The organism is Altericista sp. CCNU0014 (assembly GCF_044923475.1).
Lineage (GTDB): Bacteria > Cyanobacteriota > Cyanobacteriia > Thermosynechococcales > Thermosynechococcaceae > JAAURS01.
The window spans coordinates 287,552-304,031 of sequence record NZ_CP137338.1 but is presented as its reverse complement, the minus strand read 5'-3'; the positions used below and the strand labels follow the sequence as shown (position 1 = coordinate 304,031).

The window sequence follows — 16,480 nt, the reverse complement described above, 5'->3', positions numbered from 1 at the left end:
CAGTCAATCGGTCAAGCCGGCAGCGACTGAAGCGACTGGCTCGCCTGTGCCGAATCCTCTTGAAGGTCGATCGACTCCAGAGCCGCCCCTAGCGTCTGCAAGACCTCTTCGCGGCCTTTCACGTGCTCTAAACGATGGACCACTTTTCCTTTATAAAACAAGAGCACTGTCGGAATATTGGTCAATTTAAAGTTTTTAGCCAGCCAAAAATTTTCGTCCGCATTGACCCGAAAGACCTTTACAGGCTTTTCCGCTGTATCCTGAAGCTGGAGCACGAGGGGTTCGACCATCTTGCAAGGCCCGCACCAGGGTGCCCAAAAATTCACAAAAACCGGGACTGGAGAGCTTAAAACTGCTTCTTTAAACGCTTTTTCACCGATGGATGCAATCATAGGACCCTTTTAGTCCAAAAGATGTTATTAAACCTTTAGGGATCATGCTACCAGTGAATGCTCCCCGCTGCACGGATCGCCCAAGGATGAGCCCACCAAAATAATCCAATAAAGGCAGCGATCCCCAAATAGGCAGGCCGGACAAACTCCTGAAACTTGAGGGTTTGCTGCCCTTGCAAGACGGCTCTAAAGGGAACGATCGAAGTCTGCGCTTTAATTTTTTCAAAGGCCTCTCCATAGCGAATCGAGAGCCGCCGATCCCCGTGCCAAACGGCAAAGAGGTGATAGCCGATCAGCCCTAAGGAGGTTGCCAGGGTAAAGGTGGTCCCAATCCACAGCGTATGAGCAATACACCAGATGACCTGCCCCACCATCTGAGGGTGCCGCGCGATGCGAACGATCCCGGTATCGTAAAGATGCACTTTTGGCTGCTGAATTGCGGCAATCTCGAGCAAGTTAAAGGTAGAAGGGTACAAAAAGATAAAAGAGATAGCAGATAGCCCCCATACAAATGGCTTCACCCAGGGTTGACCCTGGACCTGCCAGAGTTGGACGCCATCGTAGCGATGGTTCAAAAAATAAACAAGCAGCGTTACAGCAAGACCAATACTGACCAGGGCAAATATAACGCGGTAGGGACGCGGCCCTATTCGCTTTTCGGCCTCTAGGCGAAGCGACGCCAGCCCGCTATGGGCCAAGGCAAATCCGCCAATGAGTCCAAGCATGACGAAATGGGAAACAGCCAACCAACTGTGGGGATCGAGAAGGGGATCGGTGAAAGCTAAAGGCATTGTCGCGCGCGTTGAGGGAACTTGAAGCCAATCGCCTTAGGTGGCATAAGCCCACTCTGAGCGCGTCAGGCGGATCTGAGCCAGAGTAAAAATAATAGGGATGATGCGGCCATAATTGGTGGCGATCGCCCGCCAGCCCAAATCGACAGCAAAACCAATCCACAAGGCGCTGCTGAGGGCTGCAAATAAGCTGCGCGTGGTGGCATAGCGCAAAGCAGTAGAAGCAGCTCCTTGACGAGCCGCTTGAACCAGTAAAGAACCGGATAAATGAGCCGCAGACTGATAGGTCGAAAAATAAAGGGCAAACTGTCGGGCGATCTGACGCAATACGATCGGGCGCATGACAGAGCTGAAGGCTAGAGCGCTACCACCTTCGACCATCAAGCGGAGCGGCTCCGAGTTACAGGTCAGCGGCAGGGGTTCTGACGTCGACTGCTGAAGCGCTTCGCCAATCCGCTGCACCAGATCGCGTCGATCCTTGGCAGGAATATTTTTCCAAGCGCGCTCCATCAAGTGCAGAAAAATTTCAGCTTCTATATCTGTCGTAGAGAGCAATGGAGAAAACTTCAGCTTGAGGTGACGGCAAACCCTGACTAAAACCTGTCGATAGGTCACCGCATGGGAACCCCCTTTCAATACCGTAAATCCATCGGCTGCCAAAAACCGAAAGCGATCTTCAATTGCATCTAGCCACTGAGCTCGGTTTCGCCTGGCAACGTGAATCGGATCGAGACCTTGTAGGTAGTCTAAAGGATTAAATTTACGCCGAAACAGGATTTCGGTCAGGTCTTGCAGCTCGTCTTCCGTCGCCAGCTCAAGCACAACCCGTAGTTCGTCCATTCATTTTTACCGAATCGTAGATAATCAACTTTATTTTGAAAAATTGAGTTAAAAAGCTTATGATGCAAAGGTTTTGAAATAAAAGTCTGGCGGCTGAACCGTTAATTCGGTTCGCGCGAGATGAGAGAAGTATATTTTACCCAGCCTACAACAGCCAAGCTAGTCAGCATTCTATCGCTAACTTTAGCTTGGCGGCTATGGCCCTTCAATTTGACTATTCACCCGCAAGGATGCTGTTAATGCCGTTGCGGTTCAGCAGATCGATGACTTCATTGGCTTGGGCGCGATCTTGAAACGCACCGACTTGGAGCATGGGTCGACCCTGATAGGACGATCGAAACGAATCAGGGACCAATGTTTTGACCATTTTCTGTTGGTTTCGATCGGTCGCGTTGACGAAGACGCGATATTTTGGATTGACCATCGCCATTTGAAAGGGAGCGCCTGCAGCACCGCCGCCTGCCATTCCGGGTGCCATTGCATTGAGGTTGAGGCTGGGGGTACTTGCAGTAATGATGTCGGATTCGTGGCCAGCATTACCCATGGGGATATTTGAGGTGGGCACGGGCAATACCCCTGCCGACAGGTTGGGAAGGCCGTTCCGATCGTTCTCTAAAGGAGCAGTACTCACCGCCCTAGCGGTAAAAATGGGAGGCTGACGTAGGCGTTGAGAGCCAGTGGGCGCGGGGACGGGAATTTGGATGGGAGCTGTAATAGGCGCTAAGCCCCCGCTGAAGATGGTTTTGCGCTGCGGTTGAGTTTGCAGGCTGGATCTGGAGGGAGACACCCCAAGCGATTGCGAATTGCTGGCAGAGCGGCTTGCAGATGTTCCTGGTCTGGCTGCTATGTAGTTTCCACCGGTGGAAGAATCGCGGGTTAAATAAATGTGACCGAGGGTCTTACCGCTGTAGGCGCGCTTGGTAAATCGCCACTCTGGGTTGAGCTGAAGTTTTAAAAAACCTGCTGCGAGGTTTTCCGAGCGAGCAATCTCTAGGGTAGGTTCTTGGGAATTGCGAGAGGGAACTGCTAATAGAACCAGGCGGTCGTTTTCTTTTGCAATAGAAAGGCGATAGTCCATCCCCTTGTCCTGTCCGGCAATGCGAACGGAATAGCCATTGCTATCGGTGCTGCGCCCGCAAATATTCGTGAAGTCGAACTTTAACAGGAGGGGATCGATGGTGCCAGGATTGCCGGGATTTGCCTGCCAGCACTGTTTTGCATTAGAAAGCTGTTCTAGGATTAACAGGTTGTAGCGAGCGCCTTGAGCCAGGGGAACCGCAACTGCAATGACGCGCTCTTGCTCCATGTCTTTTTGATCGAACGTAGCAGCGGCAGCGGCAGGCGACACCGCATGAGACATGGCAAAGCCAACGCTCCAGAGCAGGGCTGTAGTATAGACGACGGATGAGGGCTTCATGGGCGATCGCACTCCTGGGGGTAAGGTAGAAAACGAGATATTTGCGCTGAGGGCGGTGCGACAAATGGATTTCAGGAATCGATACGCAGCCCTAAGCCGATCTGGAACAATACGGTTGCGAAGCAATATACCAAAGGCACCGAAGATATTACCGTAAATGATGTGATTCTACGTCATGAAATGATTAACTTACTCAAGCTTTTTGTCAATAGGTTGAAGTACGTTTGACGCACTGTCTCGAGTCGGTGCCGAGGGTGGCGGCAGGTCTCTTGCAGTTAGGATGCCCAGCGGTCCTGCCTGAGCTATCAATACACTCGCTGTTAGGATATGAAACAGGCTTTAGATCTGCGTAATTTGGGGTAATTGGATGGCATGACGATGCCAAATGTCCCGCTCTTTCGAATTTTAGATGCCAATTTGGATCGGGCGCGCGAGGGCCTGAGGGTGGTTGAGGAGTGGTGTCGGTTTGGCTTGGACGACCCGGCCTTGGCCGCGCTGTGCAAACAGTTGCGCCAGGAGTTGGGCCGCTGGCATCGCAGCGAGTTTCGAGCGGCACGGGATACGCCCGGAGATGTGGGGACAGATTTAACCCACGCCCGCGAGCAAGTGCGGGCAGATATTCCAGCAGTGCTGCAAGCCAATCTCTGTCGCGTTCAAGAGGCGCTGCGGGTGCTGGAAGAGTACGGCAAGGTTTGCGACCCGGCGATGGGAACAGCCTGCAAACGCATGCGCTATCAAACCTACACTTTAGAAAGCAAGCTCCTACTTTCCAATCGACGACACAAACTTCAGCAGGCGAAACTTTGCCTGGTGACGATGGAGATCGACGCGCTAAACGAAACCGTCGCAGCGGCATTAGAAGGCGGCGTGAGGTTGGTGCAATACCGCGACAAGGATTCGGATGACCCCATCCGGTTCGAACGGGCGAAAATGCTGCGATCGCTGTGCCATCAATACCAAGCCCTATTCATCGTGAACGACCGCGTGGATCTGGCTTTAGCTGTAGAAGCAGATGGCGTGCATCTGGGCCAACAGGATTTACCCGTTGCGGCGGCACGCCGCTTACTGGGAAGCGATCGCATCATTGGGCGCTCGACCACCAATCCAGAGGAACTGGCGCGCGCGATGCAGGAAGGGGTGGATTACGTTGGCGTGGGACCCGTCTGCGCCACACCCACCAAACCGGATAAAGCCGTGGCAGGGCTGGACTACGTGCGATATGCCGCCGCCCATTCCACGCTGCCCTGGTTTGCAATTGGCGGCATTGACGGGCAGAATTTGTCTGAGGTTATGGCCGCAGGGGCGGAACGAGTTGCAGTCGTCCGCGCCATCATGAAAGCGGCAGATCCGGCCCAGGCGGCTCGACAGATAATCGCTCAACTCGAAGGCGCGCCGCTAATGCATCCCACACCGGACGTTGCCTGAGGAACTAAACTATTTTCAGGATGGCTTTATCCGCAATCCAAACGTTAACTTAGGCCAAATCGATCATGATGGCGCAATCGGATACAGTCGCGATTCAAGTCAATGGGAATCCACATACCTGCCCTAAGGCCCAATACTTACCGAGCTTACTCCTACAGCTCGACCTGAACCCCAAACTCATCGCGATCGAGTACAACGGCGAAATTCTGCATCGTCAGTTTTGGGACGAGACCCCCGTCCGAGAAGGCGATCGCCTCGAAATCGTCACGATCGTCGGGGGCGGCTAGGGAGAGACCGAAGTCGCCTCTAGTGGGAGTACCTCCGGCTCGCAGATCTTGTAGAGTAGCGATCGTAGTTTATCGAAACCTCCCCGCCCATGTCTGCTGCAAACGACGTCGATGTGCAACAGCAACCCAGCTCGCTCTGGTCGCTGCAATACGAGCCCGCCTTCGAATCCTTGGGGGACGACTACGCAGATCCGGTGGTCGGAGCCGAATTTCCGCAGCATATTCTTCGGTTTCGCAATGAAGATGTTTTGCAAAAGATTGGCGTAGACCCCGCACAGGTTGCCGACCAGGACTTTATCGAAGCTTTCGGGCAGTTTCGGGGCCGCAGCCCGCTTTTGGCAATGCGGTATCACGGCTACCAGTTTGGGGAGTACAACCCCAGATTGGGAGATGGACGCGGATTCTTGTACGGTCAAGTGCGGGGTCTGGACGGCGAGTTATACGACTTTGGGACCAAAGGTTCCGGCACTACTCCCTACTCTCGCGGCGGCGATGGGCGGCTTACCCTCAAGGGCGGGGTACGCGAGGTCATTGCGTCTGAGGCGCTACATCATTACGGCGTGCGAACTTCTCGATGTTTGAGCCTCATTGAAACGGGAGAACAGCTCTGGCGGGGAGACGAACCTTCGCCTACTCGATCTTCGACGATGGTACGCTTCAGTCGCTCCCACATCCGATTTGGCACGTTCGAGCGGCTTCATGCAGTCCAGCGACCCGATCTCATTCGCAAGCTATTAGATCACGTCATTGACACTTACTACAGCCATCTATCCAGCAACCCCGATCGCTACGCTCAGTTCTATGCCGAACTCGTGCGGCGCACGGCAGAGTTGGTGGCGCAGTGGATGTCTGTGGGATTCTGCCATGCGGTGCTCAATACGGACAATATGTCGATTACCGGAGAAAGTTTTGACTACGGGCCGTTTGCCTTCATCCAAACCTACGACCTCAAGTTTGCAGCGGCTTATTTTGACTATTACGGTCGCTACAGCTACGGCAATCAGCCCAGCATCTGCCGCTGGAATTTAGAAATGCTCCAAAAACCTTTGGGAATGGTCATGGATGCCGCCGATCTGGAGGCGGGGCTGCAACAGTTTGAGGCGGCTTACTACAGCACCTACCGCCAGCGAATGATGCAAAAGCTAGGGTTTGGGCAAGCCGACACGCCCGAAGCAGAGGCGCTATTGGTCAATACTCTGGAATTTTTACAGGCGTCTCAAGTAGGCTACCACGATTTTTTTGCAGCCCTACGCCAGAACTTTTCAGGGTTGTGGTATGCCGATGCGGGACATATTCTCAGCGAGGTGGAGTATTTGGCGAAGCCGGAGTGGGCCGAACGGCTGGACGCTTGGCGGCAGCTTTACCATCGCGCGCTCTTGCAATATCCCGAATCAGAAACGCCAGAAATCGCGGAACGGCTCTGCCAGCACAATCCGCTGACGGTCCCCGTGCGACCTGAAATCGAGCGGGTATGGGAGGCGATCGCCACTGCTGACAACTGGCAACCTTTCTACGACTTGCTCGCGCAATTCCCAACCTGAAGGCATCAAGATCTACGGGGTCGGACAGCCACCGTTCCTGGCATCAGGCGATCGTGACTGGCGGTTGCGGCATTGGAGTAGGGTCTGGCATCGGTGGTTCTGGCATCGGCGGCTCTGGCATCGGCGGCTCTGGCATCGGGTTGGGTTCCGGGAACGGCGGTTCTGGCATCGGTGGACTTGGCAAGGGCGTTGGCTCTGGAGGCGTGTAGATCGCTTGTTTGTTGGGAAGAAAAGGAATCACTTCAAGGTCCAATACACTGCTCCTACACAGTAGTGGGCAGCGTTTTATCCGTTCTCTACCGTGTGGCAGGTTTTGAGCGGCAGATTGACGGATAATCATCATTACCGCGCATCATTTCGCACGAATAAGTGGTTATTGCTTGAGTGCGTTCCGTTGTATCGAAGTATTTGCAGCGCTTACACGCTCAAAGCAGTAGGCGCTTATCTTGCAATCGTTCGTCGAGAATGCAATTGACCGCCTCTCGATAGCGTGGAGGAATAATCAAACTCGTCCACGTTGGAAATAAAGGGAAAATTGGCGGCAAAAGAAAATTCGGCTTATAGAGAATAGTTAAAATATTAGGCTTGGATGGCTCCCAATTATAGGATTTGATCCTTTGCCATGAAATGAATCTGAATAAGATACAGATACCATTATCCCTAAATTCAATTCTACTCAATCCCAGCGATATCCAAATAATAGCCATAGACCATAAAAAAGTCAGTTCATATATTTCTGTACCCAAACTGGCATATTGGAGAAATCCCCTTGAAGTTTTCCAGAAGGATAGCCAAGTACTGTAACCGGCAAACGCTGCAAAAAATAAACCCAAGCCCACATAGGACATCCCTTCTTCTTCAAGTCTACCAATATCAAGAAGTAAAAGACCAGCCTCTTGTTTCTGAAAAATCCAACTCAGCAACCAAACAAGAATGATTGCAGTACAAAGAGTTTGAGGACCAATTCAACCATATCTCCCTAGTAAATGGGTTAAAATAGAAACAGGAACCAATAATAAAAACAAAATAAGGGCATCTCGCATTGCTCTTTTAGCAACTTCATGACCCATCCGATCTGCTGTCATCACATAACTTATCCCCAGAATTATGACTAAAGAGAAGATTAGGAGGACCAAAACCTCAATCATCGCATTTTCTCCACGGCATTCTGCGTCATAAATCTACTTAACTAAAAAGAGATATCTTATTTCCTAAATATTCATATTGAAGTGCAATTCTGAGAGGATTTTAGAATCGCACTTCATTACAGAAGATTAGGATTAAGTCTGTTTAATATTGGGCTGAAACGGGTAGTTTCTTAACGATTCATCAACACTACTCTTTAGCCGCACAAACAGTTGTTTGGCCTTCCTATTGAGGCTTTGAACTTGCCGCAGGTCTGCCAAGCTCGTTGGGATGGCTGGGGGGAATTCCCTCAATGCTGATGAGGGTCTCAATAACAGACTTGACAATGGGCGCTGCCACCGTAGAACCAAAAGCGTCATCTCCCTTCGGTTCGTCCACGACAGCAAACACGACGTACTGCGGCGACTCCGCAGGGAACGTTGCTACAAAGCTAGTAATGCGAGCGTTGCGATAGGTACCGCCGCCCGCCTTTTGCGCAGTTCCGGTTTTACCTCCTAGGCGATAGCCCGGAATTTTGGCGGGCTGTCCCGTTCCATGCTCCACAACGCTGGCCATCATCTTCCGCACGCTGGCCGTGGTCGCTTCTGAAAAGACGCGGCGAGGTGCGGTCAGTTCGGTTTTGGATGTTAGTTTCCCGTTCGGATCGAATAACCCTTGGGTGACGTGAGGCGTCACCATTTTGCCGCCATTGGCGATCGCCGCGTGAAGTTGCACCATCTGAATGGGCGTGACCGAGAATCCTTGCCCGAAGGAATTGGTGGCAGCCTCGATGGGATAATCGATAAACTGCGCCCGGTCCTTCATACTGCCCGCCGTTTCAAAGGGCATATCGGTCCCCGTCAGCTCGCCGATTCCGATCTTTTTGAGGAAATCGAAGTAGGTGGACCGCTTCACGCGTTCCATAATGTGAACCATCCCAATATTGCTGGAAACTTCCAGCACCTTGGTAATGCTAATGGCACCGTGGGCAGAGCCGTCGTTATTTTGAATCGGCCAACCGCCTACAGAAATGTGGCCTTCGTCGTACACAACTGTATCGGGCTGGATCGCACCTGCCTCTAGAGCGATCGCCACGTTAATGGGCTTAAACGTAGAGCCGGGTTCGTAAAGATCGGCGATCGCCCAATTCCTGAACAATGCCGGATCCGCCTTGTAAAAAGTTGCAGGGTCGAAGGACGGTTCGGATACCAGCGCTAACAGCGATCCATCCTTAACATCCATCACCATCACAGCGCCGCGCAACGCATTGTACTGCTTCAGTTTTTTATGAAGCGCCGTCGTAGCGGACCACTGCAATCGCGTATCTAGCGTGAGCTTTAGACTGAGTTCCTCTGCATTAAGGGGGCGCAGCGGAAACCGATCGGGCAACAGATAGCCGTTGCCATCTTCAGAAACCGGAGCCAGAGAAGGTTGAGCCTGTAACCACGACTGGAGGCTGTACTCAAGACCGGCCTGTCCTTTGTGCTCGGCATCGACATAGCCCACAATTGAAGACATCAAATCTTTTTGGGGATAGGCGCGGTGCCATTCTTGGTCTAAGTCGAAACCATCCAAATTCAACTTTCGCAGTTCGCCTGCTTGCGCTTCAGAAATGTTGCTTGCAACTGGAATACCGCTCTTGCCGCTCTCGAAAAGCTTCATGAGAGCGTCCTCAGACAGTTTGACAATGGGTGCCAGTGCCGCTGCCATCTCCCGATTCGTTTTTTTGAACATCACGGGATGGACGAAAAGGCGGAAGGTCGGCTCGTCCTTCGCTAAAAGGTTGCCATTGCGGTCTACAATGGGGTGTCGCGCCATTTTAGGCGCTAATTTGAGCGTCCGCTGCGCCCGTGCCTTTTGTTGGAGTTGCGAACCTTGGTTAGCCTGCAACCAGATCAGCCGACCGATCAACCCAAACTGACCGAGAAATAAGAGCAGCCAGACCCAGACCAGCCGCTGATGGTAGCCGGGAAGGTTGATGGGTTTAGTCTTGCGAAGCCTATCTTCAATTTCGGCTCGGCGAGATTTGACGTTTTTAGCAGCAGAAACACTCATTCGTTTAGAAACTCGATAAATCAGTAAGCCAGCGGAGCGCTAACAGCGGGATCGACCTGGACGGGAACGCTTGTTGCAGCGGGAACCCGAGATCGAGGTGGCATTGCCGGGATAAACATGCTGTTGCTAGGACCTTGAGGAACTAAGCCCACGGGATTTTGCATCGCCTTTTGGGTCAGGTCGTACTTGAGCGTCTCTGTCACCGTTTTGTACTCGCGCTCGTCCCGCCGGAGCTTGTCTAGATGCTGGTAGCGTTTCCCCCAAGATAACTGGGTAGAGACGCTCCAGCCATAGATCGGCAAAATCCCCAGGATCATCACTAGGGCAACAGGTGTAGAAATGCGGCGGAGGTATATCAGCAGCGCTAACTTTCGCGATGGCTGCATTTGCGGGACGAGCTGGAGTGGGGCGGGAAGGTAGGCCGTAGAACGATCGCCGCGATTTTCCCGCGTTGCTGTTCTAGGGCGGCTAGCAGACTTGGCTCGACGCTCGGGTTGGACGGCAGTAGGCATAACTTCACTCCTCAAATCTGGTACAGGTCGCACGATGTCAAGACCAGCTACAACTGGGCCGTGTAGCCAAGCTACACTGCACCATCAATGCATGAATTTAGACAGGGATTGAAAAGGTTTGTCTTTTTTTCAGATCGTTGGTTCATATCCTGACCCGACTTTTGCCTTTATGCAAGGGCTTTTTAAGATTTTCTGTAAAGTTTTTTGGGGATCTTCACGGGTTGTACTGGCGTTCTTCAGCAAGTCATACGGCTAGCGTCAGACCTAGATCTTGCAAATCCTTACAAATGCTCGGCAATGCGGAGTTTAGCAGAGCGCGATCTCGGGTTTTCTCGCAGTTCGTCAGGTTGAGCCTGAATGGGTTTGCGGGTCAGAACTTTCAGAGATTCCGTAGCGCGAAGGGTATGTTTGACAATGCGATCTTCTAGGCTGTGGAAGCTGATAATGGCCAGTCGCCCGCCTGGATGCAGCCAGAGAGGTGCTTTTGCCAAAAAAGTCTCGATGGAAGTGAGTTCCTCATTGACGGCAATGCGCAGCGCTTGGAATACGCGCGTGGCCGGATGAATGGGGGTGCCTCGCGTCCGACCGGTTTGATGGCGCGGGAGAACGGCGGCGATCGCATTGGCAAGCTGGGTGGTGGTCTCGAAGGGGCGGCAATTCACAATATGTTTGGCGATGCGCCGCGAATGTCTTTCTTCGCCGTAGTAGTAAAAAATATCGGCCAGTTCTTTTTCTTTCGATCGATTCACCAGATCGGCGGCGGTTCGAGGGTAGGTTCGATCCATTCGCATATCCAAAGCTGCTTCGTGGCGAAAGCTAAACCCGCGTTCGGGCTGGTCGAGCTGGGCGGAACTTACCCCTAAATCTGCAAAAATACCGTGGAATTTTAGCTCGCCAGGCTCGTAGTCGGCAAAATTGCCCTGCCAAAACTGGATGCGATCGCCGTAACGTTCCTGCAACCGAGCTTGAGCTGCGATCAACGCCTGCCCATCGCGATCGATCGCGATCGCCCGAGTCTGAGGAAACGCCAACACTAACTCGCTATGACCGCCCCCGCCCACCGTAGCATCCAGATAAAGTCCGCCCTCCTGAAGCGCCAACCCCTCCACGAGCTCGCGGGACAAAACAGAAACGTGATGGTAACGCTCACCCATGAATCGGGACCTGATTATCTTCTTAATGAATAAATAACTAAATTTACGTTCTTAACGCCCATTATCGCCCTCTAGCTGTACAACGCACGGCACAATGTTAAAATTCTGCTTTCCCCAATTCAATGAGAGGTGTGTTATGGCAAACGGATTTGGTCAAGCTCGAGGATTTCTGAGCGACTTCAAAGATTTCATTATGAAGGGTAACGTGCTCGATCTGGCGGTTGCAGTCGTGATTGGCGCGGCATTTGGCAAAATTGTAACCTCGCTTCTCGAAGACGTGATCGCGCCTGCCTTGCTCAATCCCGCAATGGAAGCTGCTGGAGCCAAGGACTTAGCAAGTCTTTCTTACAACGGAATTAAGTATGGTTCTTTCCTGGCAGCGGTGTTGAACTTTGTAATTATTGCATTTGTTATTTTTGTTTTAATCAAATCGGTTGAAGCTGCAAAGCGTAAAACGCAGCGCCAAGAAGCCTTGGCTGAAACCGCGCCCGATCCTGCAGTAGTCGCTCAAGAGAACCTAATTGCTTCCCTAGATCGTTTGACTCGTGCCGTAGAATCTCAGACCCGCTAAAGCCGCGTCGGTTGCTACAACGCAATGGAGATGCATTGGATGACCTGCGGGGGGTGTCATCCCATCTGACTCAAGAGAGCCTCCTGCACAGCTTTTTAGAAAATAATAAATTTCCAATCTAACGTTGAATTAATCTGTCTTGCGGATGTTGAATTGAACTGCTATGAAGGAGTAGAAAAGCGGGGCAGCGCAGTGTAAGGGCTTCCTCAGAGGGTTGAGGCAAGACAAAAGGTTTCTACCAAGCTCGCTGCTGGCTAGGGAAAAACCTTAGCGTTTTTCGAGAGGATCCAGGAGACTAGCGCTCATGGAATTTTTGTTTGTCTATCTGCCTCATTTTTTAATACACGGTCATGCCACTCCAAAAAGAAAAAATAGATTTACACGATAAAGGTAATGCAGTTGAGTTTTATCAAGAGCGTTATGCCAACGGCTATATCGATGAGTGGCCCGCGGAGCGAAAACAGAGAATTTTTGAAGTAATCCGCAGCCTTGAATTACCGAGCACGGGAGAAGCGCTGGATTTTGGCTGCGGAAATGGCGTGCTGACGGACGTCCTACGACAGGCCCTACCGAGCGGCTGGAACGTTTACGGCAGCGACATCAGCGCCAATGCGATCGCCAATGCCTCGGAACGCTATCCAGAATGCACGTTTCTGGTTGCAGGCGATCGAAACTTTACCTACAAAAAATTCGATTTTTTGTTCAGCCATCACGTTCTAGAGCACGTGTACGACCTACCGCAGATTCTAGATGAAATAGACGCGTGCCTCAAGGAGGAGTCGTCCATACTGCATATTTTGCCTTGCGGAAATGAAGGTAGCCTAGAGCATGACATTTGCCTGCTGCGCCAAGATGGCGTAGATCGAAGCATCGAAAATCGCTTTTTCTTTGAAGAAGAAGGACATATCAGAAGACTGGATACGGCTCAGCTCTCAGGGCTTTGCGCTGCCAAGGGCTTCAGCTTAGCGAAGGAATATTACAGCCACCAGTACCACGCCTGTATCGACTGGTTTACAAGATCTTGGCCTAGTTTTATTCTGCAGTTAACCGATCCCGCTTATGCGGTCAGTCCAGAGGCCCAAAAAAGTCTGAGGCAGTGGCGCTATAAGTTATTTCTGCTGTGGACGCTCAGAATTCCAGCTGTAGTCGTCGATCAGAGCCTGAGCAAACGCAAAAAAACGCCGCGCAACTACCTTCTTTTAGTGCTGGGCTTGCCTTTATACCTATTCAGCAAACCAGCCGATACTTACCTGAAACGCAAAGCTCTGGAGGAATGGGATCGAAGAAAAACAGACCGAGCGGGAAGCGAAATGTATCTTTTTTTCAAAAGACCTGCCAAAGTCAATTAGCACACCCTCCTCACAAAAACCAAGAAACCCCAGACCATTACTGCGTAACGAACCTGGGGTTTCTCGCTCGAGATTTAAAGCCATTTCCAGGAAAAAGCTTATCGCTGGCTTCGACTCCGCTCAGCCAGCTAGAGACTCCGCTCAGCCAGCTAGAGACTCCGCTCAGCCAGCTAGAGACTGTTCTCTGAGGGTATCGGAGGGTATGACCTTTCCTGGAAATCACTTTAGGTGATTTCCAGGAAAGCCTTAGGGGCGCGGTCTCACGTCCCTACCGAATGGAGGGGTTACGACTTGGCAGTTGCAAGTTCGTCGGTACTGCCACGCACGCGACGACGGGTCAGTGCGTTGAAAACCATCTGACCGATCGCTTTGATGAGACTGCCTTCTAGTTCCATAAACATTTTCATGTTGAGACCAAACGCATCGTTGGCCTCCTCGACAATCCGATCTTGCGTCGCTTCGTCGAGGTTGAGTTCGTTCATGGTCTGACGATATTTTGCCTTGAATGCCTTCTCATCAGGAATGCGATCGAAGGTGTAGAACGCCGTTCCTTCTCCTTCATTGAGGTTCATCCCTCGCACGGCAATTCCCTTTAAGATTTGACCGCCGGAGAGATCCCCTAGGTAGCGGGTATAGGAATGGGCGGCCAAGAGTTCTGGAGCAGTTTCTCCAATTTCATGGATGCGCTTGACATAGGTTTGGGCGGCGGCTGAAGGTGCGACCCGATCTCGCCAGTCAGAACCATAATAGTACGCTAAATCAGATTCCAGGCTTTGCTTGCGATTGAGTTCGGAAAAGTAAAATTGGGAGACAATAGGATGCGTTTTATTGCGCTCCATTTCTTCTTCAATCGCCGAGTAGACAAAGTAGAGGTTGGCGACCAGCTTTCGATAAGAGTTTTTCTCAACGGTTCCTTTGAGAAAGCATTTAATAAACCCAACGTTTTCGGCCATCGTGTGGGATTTTTTGGTTCCCTCACGCAGCTTGACGGCTAAATTGCTACTCATTCTAAACTTCCAATCCTAGGACTAAGCGGTTTTTGTCAAAGATGCTTAAATGATAAAAAGTCACCTAACTTATTAGGTTAGAGCTTTTGGACCCCCGGTTTTATTACAAATTCTGAAGCCCGCCGCGATCGCTCCCTCTTAAAATACTTCCCCAATGGGGACGCGAATGAAATGGGGTCGTCGCCCTGCGATCGCCTTAAAAACTGTCCGATCCCCAATTAAGACAAAAGCCCTTGAGACTAAGCAATCAGAAGATTCAATGTGGCAACTACAGCATCTATGAATTCTTTGGGTAGATGCGCTCCCGTACTTTTCCACCAGCGTTGACTGAGATCTAAGGTGCGAATCTGTTCTGCAATGACGGAGCCATGTACTTGAAAGCCTTCTGGAATGGGAATCAGTGTTTTGATTTCGGGCTTTACGGTGCTGGTGATGGGGGAAACAATGACGAGGCCGTTTCTGGATTGGTTAAACCGAGTATGGCTTAAAACTAAGCAAGGGCGGGCTTCTCCGGTTTGCTCTCTGCCAGTGGTAGGGTTTAAGTTGATGCGGATAATTTCCCCGCGCTGGATATTCATGATTTTCCCGTTCTGTTCGCTAGAGCAATTCTTGACCCATTGCTGGGCTGTCAACGAAGTCTTGAACATCGCTGGGATATTGAAAGTCTTTGGGAATACTCGCTAGCAGTGCGTCTAGAGTAATTGGCGCTTGCTTTTTACGGAGGATCAGGGTGTTATCGACTTCGAGGAGTTCTAGGGTTGATGTTTCATCTATGTCTAGGCTGACGGCAAGTTGGTGGGGAATCCGCAGCCCTAAGCTATTGCCCCATTTTTTGAGTTGGATGTCCATAGATCGTGCAAGCCGAAATTATACTATGTATAATAGCCTATGGAGACAGTCCTATTGAATGGGACTGCCCTAAGATTCCCCGCCTCGGAGAGAATTTCAAGAGGCATTGTCCTAGATCCCGCTTTTCAGTCCAAGCTTTTGTAAGCTTAAGCCCGCTTGGGGCGCTTTTTGCAAAAAGAGGTTGATGGGAATACCGAGATTAATGCCCACCTTCCCGCTGACTTGGTTCCCCGCTGCCCGACCGTGGATACCCACCACTCGACCGCTCCCGTCTAAAACTGGGCCTCCGCTCATGCCTGGCGCAGTAGCGTTGCCGTACATTAGCTCGTAGCCATCGCCATCGCCCTTTTGCAACCCCACAATTCGCCCGTCTGTGACGAGGTGCGTACGTTGGGTAATGGCCTGTTCTGTCCCCGGCCAGCCGGAGACATAAACATTGTCTCCTTGACCGACCCGATCGGAGTTGCCTAAGTTGGCGATCGCATAGGATCGATCGCTGCTAAACGGAAGGATGGCCAAATCCAGATCGGCCAGTTGCTTAATCTGAGGATACGCAACCGAATACTTTTTCCCATCCCCAGCAATGACGGTGTAAGTCTCGTTCTTTTTGACCGCATGCTTCGAAGTAAGGACATAGTAGGTGCGATCGACCTTTGCGATCGTGACACCAGAAGCATTGCCGTCCCCCTCAATCAAGACCGTAATTTCTCTTGCGGTCTTATAAACATTCTGTTTCTGCGGCGTAGCGCTTGAATTCGCAGAAGGATTGGCTGATTGAGATGCGGCGAAATCTACGTTAGGTTGAGCATTCGCCGCACCAACTTGACCGCATTGATAGGCTTTTCCAGTGGCCACCTGAGATAAGTAATCTGCCCCAACGGTTCCCCAAACGATGTGAGTTGCGCTTTTTTCAGCGCGCTCTTCATTGCCTTGCTTCTCCCTCCGGCCCAAGCCGCCCAGCCTGAGGCACCGCTAACCGTCCCCAGAAACTGACAGTTTGCAACCATCTTTTCATCGGCTTCGGCCACAGGGGGAAGCGGTGCCGCCGCTGCGCCAATGCCATAAGCTTGCTGAAGCACGCAGCAGAGCAGTAGAGAAACTTGAAACACTCGATTTTGACGCATAGATATGAGTCTCTCCCAGCGCACGAATCACCCAAGACTCA

Annotated in this window: 19 protein-coding genes; 5 read left to right on the top strand and 14 right to left on the bottom strand. The window is 51.5% G+C overall.

What is annotated here, in order from left to right; translation table 11 throughout:
* Positions 1-11: 11 nt before the first annotated feature.
* The 4 genes from R6H26_RS01545 to R6H26_RS01530 form a co-directional block, all read right to left on the bottom strand.
* Positions 12-392, bottom strand: a complete 381-nt coding sequence (locus R6H26_RS01545; RefSeq protein ID WP_404787733.1) for a thioredoxin family protein — start codon at positions 390-392, stop codon at positions 12-14.
* Between the two features lie 47 nt (positions 393-439).
* Entirely contained in the window at positions 440-1,183 is a 744-nt protein-coding gene (locus R6H26_RS01540; RefSeq protein ID WP_404787731.1) for an NnrU family protein, read from the bottom strand.
* Positions 1,184-1,219: 36 nt separating this feature from the next.
* Positions 1,220-2,023: a YaaW family protein gene (locus tag R6H26_RS01535; protein ID WP_404787729.1), complete on the bottom strand. Its 804-nt coding sequence runs from the start codon at positions 2,021-2,023 to the stop codon at positions 1,220-1,222.
* 214 nt (positions 2,024-2,237) lie between these two features.
* Complete coding sequence (locus R6H26_RS01530) at positions 2,238-3,440, bottom strand: DUF3747 domain-containing protein (RefSeq protein WP_404787727.1); 1,203 nt, start codon at positions 3,438-3,440, stop codon at positions 2,238-2,240.
* Between the two features lie 372 nt (positions 3,441-3,812).
* Here R6H26_RS01530 and R6H26_RS01525 point away from each other — a divergent pair, with 372 nt between their 5' ends.
* The 3 genes from R6H26_RS01525 to R6H26_RS01515 all read left to right on the top strand — a co-directional run bounded on the left by R6H26_RS01525 (position 3,813) and on the right by R6H26_RS01515 (position 6,693).
* The gene (locus R6H26_RS01525) at positions 3,813-4,865 is read left to right on the top strand and encodes a thiamine phosphate synthase (protein WP_404787725.1); all 1,053 of its coding nucleotides are present in this window, start codon (positions 3,813-3,815) and stop codon (positions 4,863-4,865) included.
* 65 nt (positions 4,866-4,930) lie between these two features.
* Entirely contained in the window at positions 4,931-5,152 is a 222-nt protein-coding gene (gene thiS / locus R6H26_RS01520; protein WP_404787723.1) for a sulfur carrier protein ThiS, read from the top strand.
* Between the two features lie 89 nt (positions 5,153-5,241).
* Positions 5,242-6,693 carry a YdiU family protein gene (locus R6H26_RS01515; RefSeq protein WP_404787721.1) on the top strand — a complete coding sequence of 484 codons (1,452 nt, stop codon included), beginning with the start codon at positions 5,242-5,244 and terminating at the stop codon, positions 6,691-6,693.
* Positions 6,694-6,736: 43 nt separating this feature from the next.
* Here R6H26_RS01515 and R6H26_RS01510 read toward each other — a convergent pair whose 3' ends face one another.
* The 5 genes from R6H26_RS01510 to rsmH all read right to left on the bottom strand — a co-directional run bounded on the left by R6H26_RS01510 (position 6,737) and on the right by rsmH (position 11,539).
* A complete protein-coding gene (locus tag R6H26_RS01510; RefSeq protein WP_404787719.1) occupies positions 6,737-6,946 on the bottom strand; it encodes a hypothetical protein in 210 nt (69 codons plus the stop codon).
* Positions 6,947-7,118: 172 nt separating this feature from the next.
* On the bottom strand, positions 7,119-7,616 hold the full coding sequence (locus tag R6H26_RS01505) for a DUF5673 domain-containing protein (protein WP_404787717.1): 498 nt from the start codon (positions 7,614-7,616) through the stop codon (positions 7,119-7,121).
* Positions 7,617-8,064: 448 nt separating this feature from the next.
* On the bottom strand, positions 8,065-9,873 hold the full coding sequence (locus R6H26_RS01500; RefSeq protein ID WP_404787715.1) for a peptidoglycan D,D-transpeptidase FtsI family protein: 1,809 nt from the start codon (positions 9,871-9,873) through the stop codon (positions 8,065-8,067).
* Positions 9,874-9,893: 20 nt separating this feature from the next.
* On the bottom strand, positions 9,894-10,385 hold the full coding sequence (locus R6H26_RS01495) for a hypothetical protein (protein WP_404787713.1): 492 nt from the start codon (positions 10,383-10,385) through the stop codon (positions 9,894-9,896).
* Positions 10,386-10,666: 281 nt separating this feature from the next.
* Positions 10,667-11,539 carry a 16S rRNA (cytosine(1402)-N(4))-methyltransferase RsmH gene (gene rsmH, locus R6H26_RS01490; RefSeq protein ID WP_404787711.1) on the bottom strand — a complete coding sequence of 291 codons (873 nt, stop codon included), beginning with the start codon at positions 11,537-11,539 and terminating at the stop codon, positions 10,667-10,669.
* Positions 11,540-11,675: 136 nt separating this feature from the next.
* Between rsmH and mscL the strand changes: the two genes are divergently transcribed.
* Complete coding sequence (gene mscL, locus R6H26_RS01485) at positions 11,676-12,110, top strand: large conductance mechanosensitive channel protein MscL (RefSeq protein ID WP_404787709.1); 435 nt, start codon at positions 11,676-11,678, stop codon at positions 12,108-12,110.
* A gap of 350 nt (positions 12,111-12,460) precedes the next feature.
* The gene (locus R6H26_RS01480; RefSeq protein ID WP_404787707.1) at positions 12,461-13,459 is read left to right on the top strand and encodes a class I SAM-dependent methyltransferase; all 999 of its coding nucleotides are present in this window, start codon (positions 12,461-12,463) and stop codon (positions 13,457-13,459) included.
* A gap of 284 nt (positions 13,460-13,743) precedes the next feature.
* Here the strand turns inward: R6H26_RS01480 and R6H26_RS01475 are convergent, their stop codons facing one another.
* From R6H26_RS01475 to R6H26_RS01455, 5 genes are all read right to left on the bottom strand, one after another.
* A complete protein-coding gene (locus R6H26_RS01475; protein WP_404787706.1) occupies positions 13,744-14,466 on the bottom strand; it encodes a heme oxygenase (biliverdin-producing) in 723 nt (240 codons plus the stop codon).
* Positions 14,467-14,705: 239 nt separating this feature from the next.
* Positions 14,706-15,044, bottom strand: a complete 339-nt coding sequence (locus R6H26_RS01470; RefSeq protein WP_404787704.1) for a type II toxin-antitoxin system PemK/MazF family toxin — start codon at positions 15,042-15,044, stop codon at positions 14,706-14,708.
* Between the two features lie 19 nt (positions 15,045-15,063).
* Positions 15,064-15,315 carry an AbrB/MazE/SpoVT family DNA-binding domain-containing protein gene (locus R6H26_RS01465; protein WP_404787702.1) on the bottom strand — a complete coding sequence of 84 codons (252 nt, stop codon included), beginning with the start codon at positions 15,313-15,315 and terminating at the stop codon, positions 15,064-15,066.
* Positions 15,316-15,426: 111 nt separating this feature from the next.
* Positions 15,427-16,170 (bottom strand): serine protease, encoded by a 744-nt coding sequence (locus R6H26_RS01460; RefSeq protein WP_404787700.1) that lies wholly within the window; start codon positions 16,168-16,170, stop codon positions 15,427-15,429.
* Positions 16,107-16,439, bottom strand: coding sequence for a hypothetical protein (locus R6H26_RS01455; protein WP_404787698.1), 333 nt, complete (start codon positions 16,437-16,439; stop codon positions 16,107-16,109). Before R6H26_RS01455 ends, R6H26_RS01460 begins: the two co-directional genes overlap by 64 nt.
* Positions 16,440-16,480 lie beyond the last annotated feature (41 nt).

Excerpts from the sequence above, each read along its gene's own strand:
- R6H26_RS01545 (WP_404787733.1), bottom strand. The coding sequence starts at position 392 with ATGATTGCATCCATCGGTGAAAAAGCGTTTAAAGAAGCAGTTTTAAGC.
- R6H26_RS01540 (WP_404787731.1), bottom strand. The coding sequence starts at position 1,183 with ATGCCTTTAGCTTTCACCGATCCCCTTCTCGATCCCCACAGTTGGTTG.
- R6H26_RS01535 (WP_404787729.1), bottom strand. The coding sequence starts at position 2,023 with ATGGACGAACTACGGGTTGTGCTTGAGCTGGCGACGGAAGACGAGCTG.
- R6H26_RS01530 (WP_404787727.1), bottom strand. The coding sequence starts at position 3,440 with ATGAAGCCCTCATCCGTCGTCTATACTACAGCCCTGCTCTGGAGCGTT.
- R6H26_RS01525 (WP_404787725.1), top strand. The coding sequence starts at position 3,813 with ATGACGATGCCAAATGTCCCGCTCTTTCGAATTTTAGATGCCAATTTG.
- thiS (WP_404787723.1), top strand. The coding sequence starts at position 4,931 with ATGATGGCGCAATCGGATACAGTCGCGATTCAAGTCAATGGGAATCCA.
- R6H26_RS01515 (WP_404787721.1), top strand. The coding sequence starts at position 5,242 with ATGTCTGCTGCAAACGACGTCGATGTGCAACAGCAACCCAGCTCGCTC.
- R6H26_RS01500 (WP_404787715.1), bottom strand. The coding sequence starts at position 9,873 with ATGAGTGTTTCTGCTGCTAAAAACGTCAAATCTCGCCGAGCCGAAATT.
- R6H26_RS01495 (WP_404787713.1), bottom strand. The coding sequence starts at position 10,385 with ATGCCTACTGCCGTCCAACCCGAGCGTCGAGCCAAGTCTGCTAGCCGC.
- rsmH (WP_404787711.1), bottom strand. The coding sequence starts at position 11,539 with ATGGGTGAGCGTTACCATCACGTTTCTGTTTTGTCCCGCGAGCTCGTG.
- mscL (WP_404787709.1), top strand. The coding sequence starts at position 11,676 with ATGGCAAACGGATTTGGTCAAGCTCGAGGATTTCTGAGCGACTTCAAA.
- R6H26_RS01480 (WP_404787707.1), top strand. The coding sequence starts at position 12,461 with ATGCCACTCCAAAAAGAAAAAATAGATTTACACGATAAAGGTAATGCA.
- R6H26_RS01475 (WP_404787706.1), bottom strand. The coding sequence starts at position 14,466 with ATGAGTAGCAATTTAGCCGTCAAGCTGCGTGAGGGAACCAAAAAATCC.
- R6H26_RS01470 (WP_404787704.1), bottom strand. The coding sequence starts at position 15,044 with ATGAATATCCAGCGCGGGGAAATTATCCGCATCAACTTAAACCCTACC.
- R6H26_RS01465 (WP_404787702.1), bottom strand. The coding sequence starts at position 15,315 with ATGGACATCCAACTCAAAAAATGGGGCAATAGCTTAGGGCTGCGGATT.
- R6H26_RS01455 (WP_404787698.1), bottom strand. The coding sequence starts at position 16,439 with ATGCGTCAAAATCGAGTGTTTCAAGTTTCTCTACTGCTCTGCTGCGTG.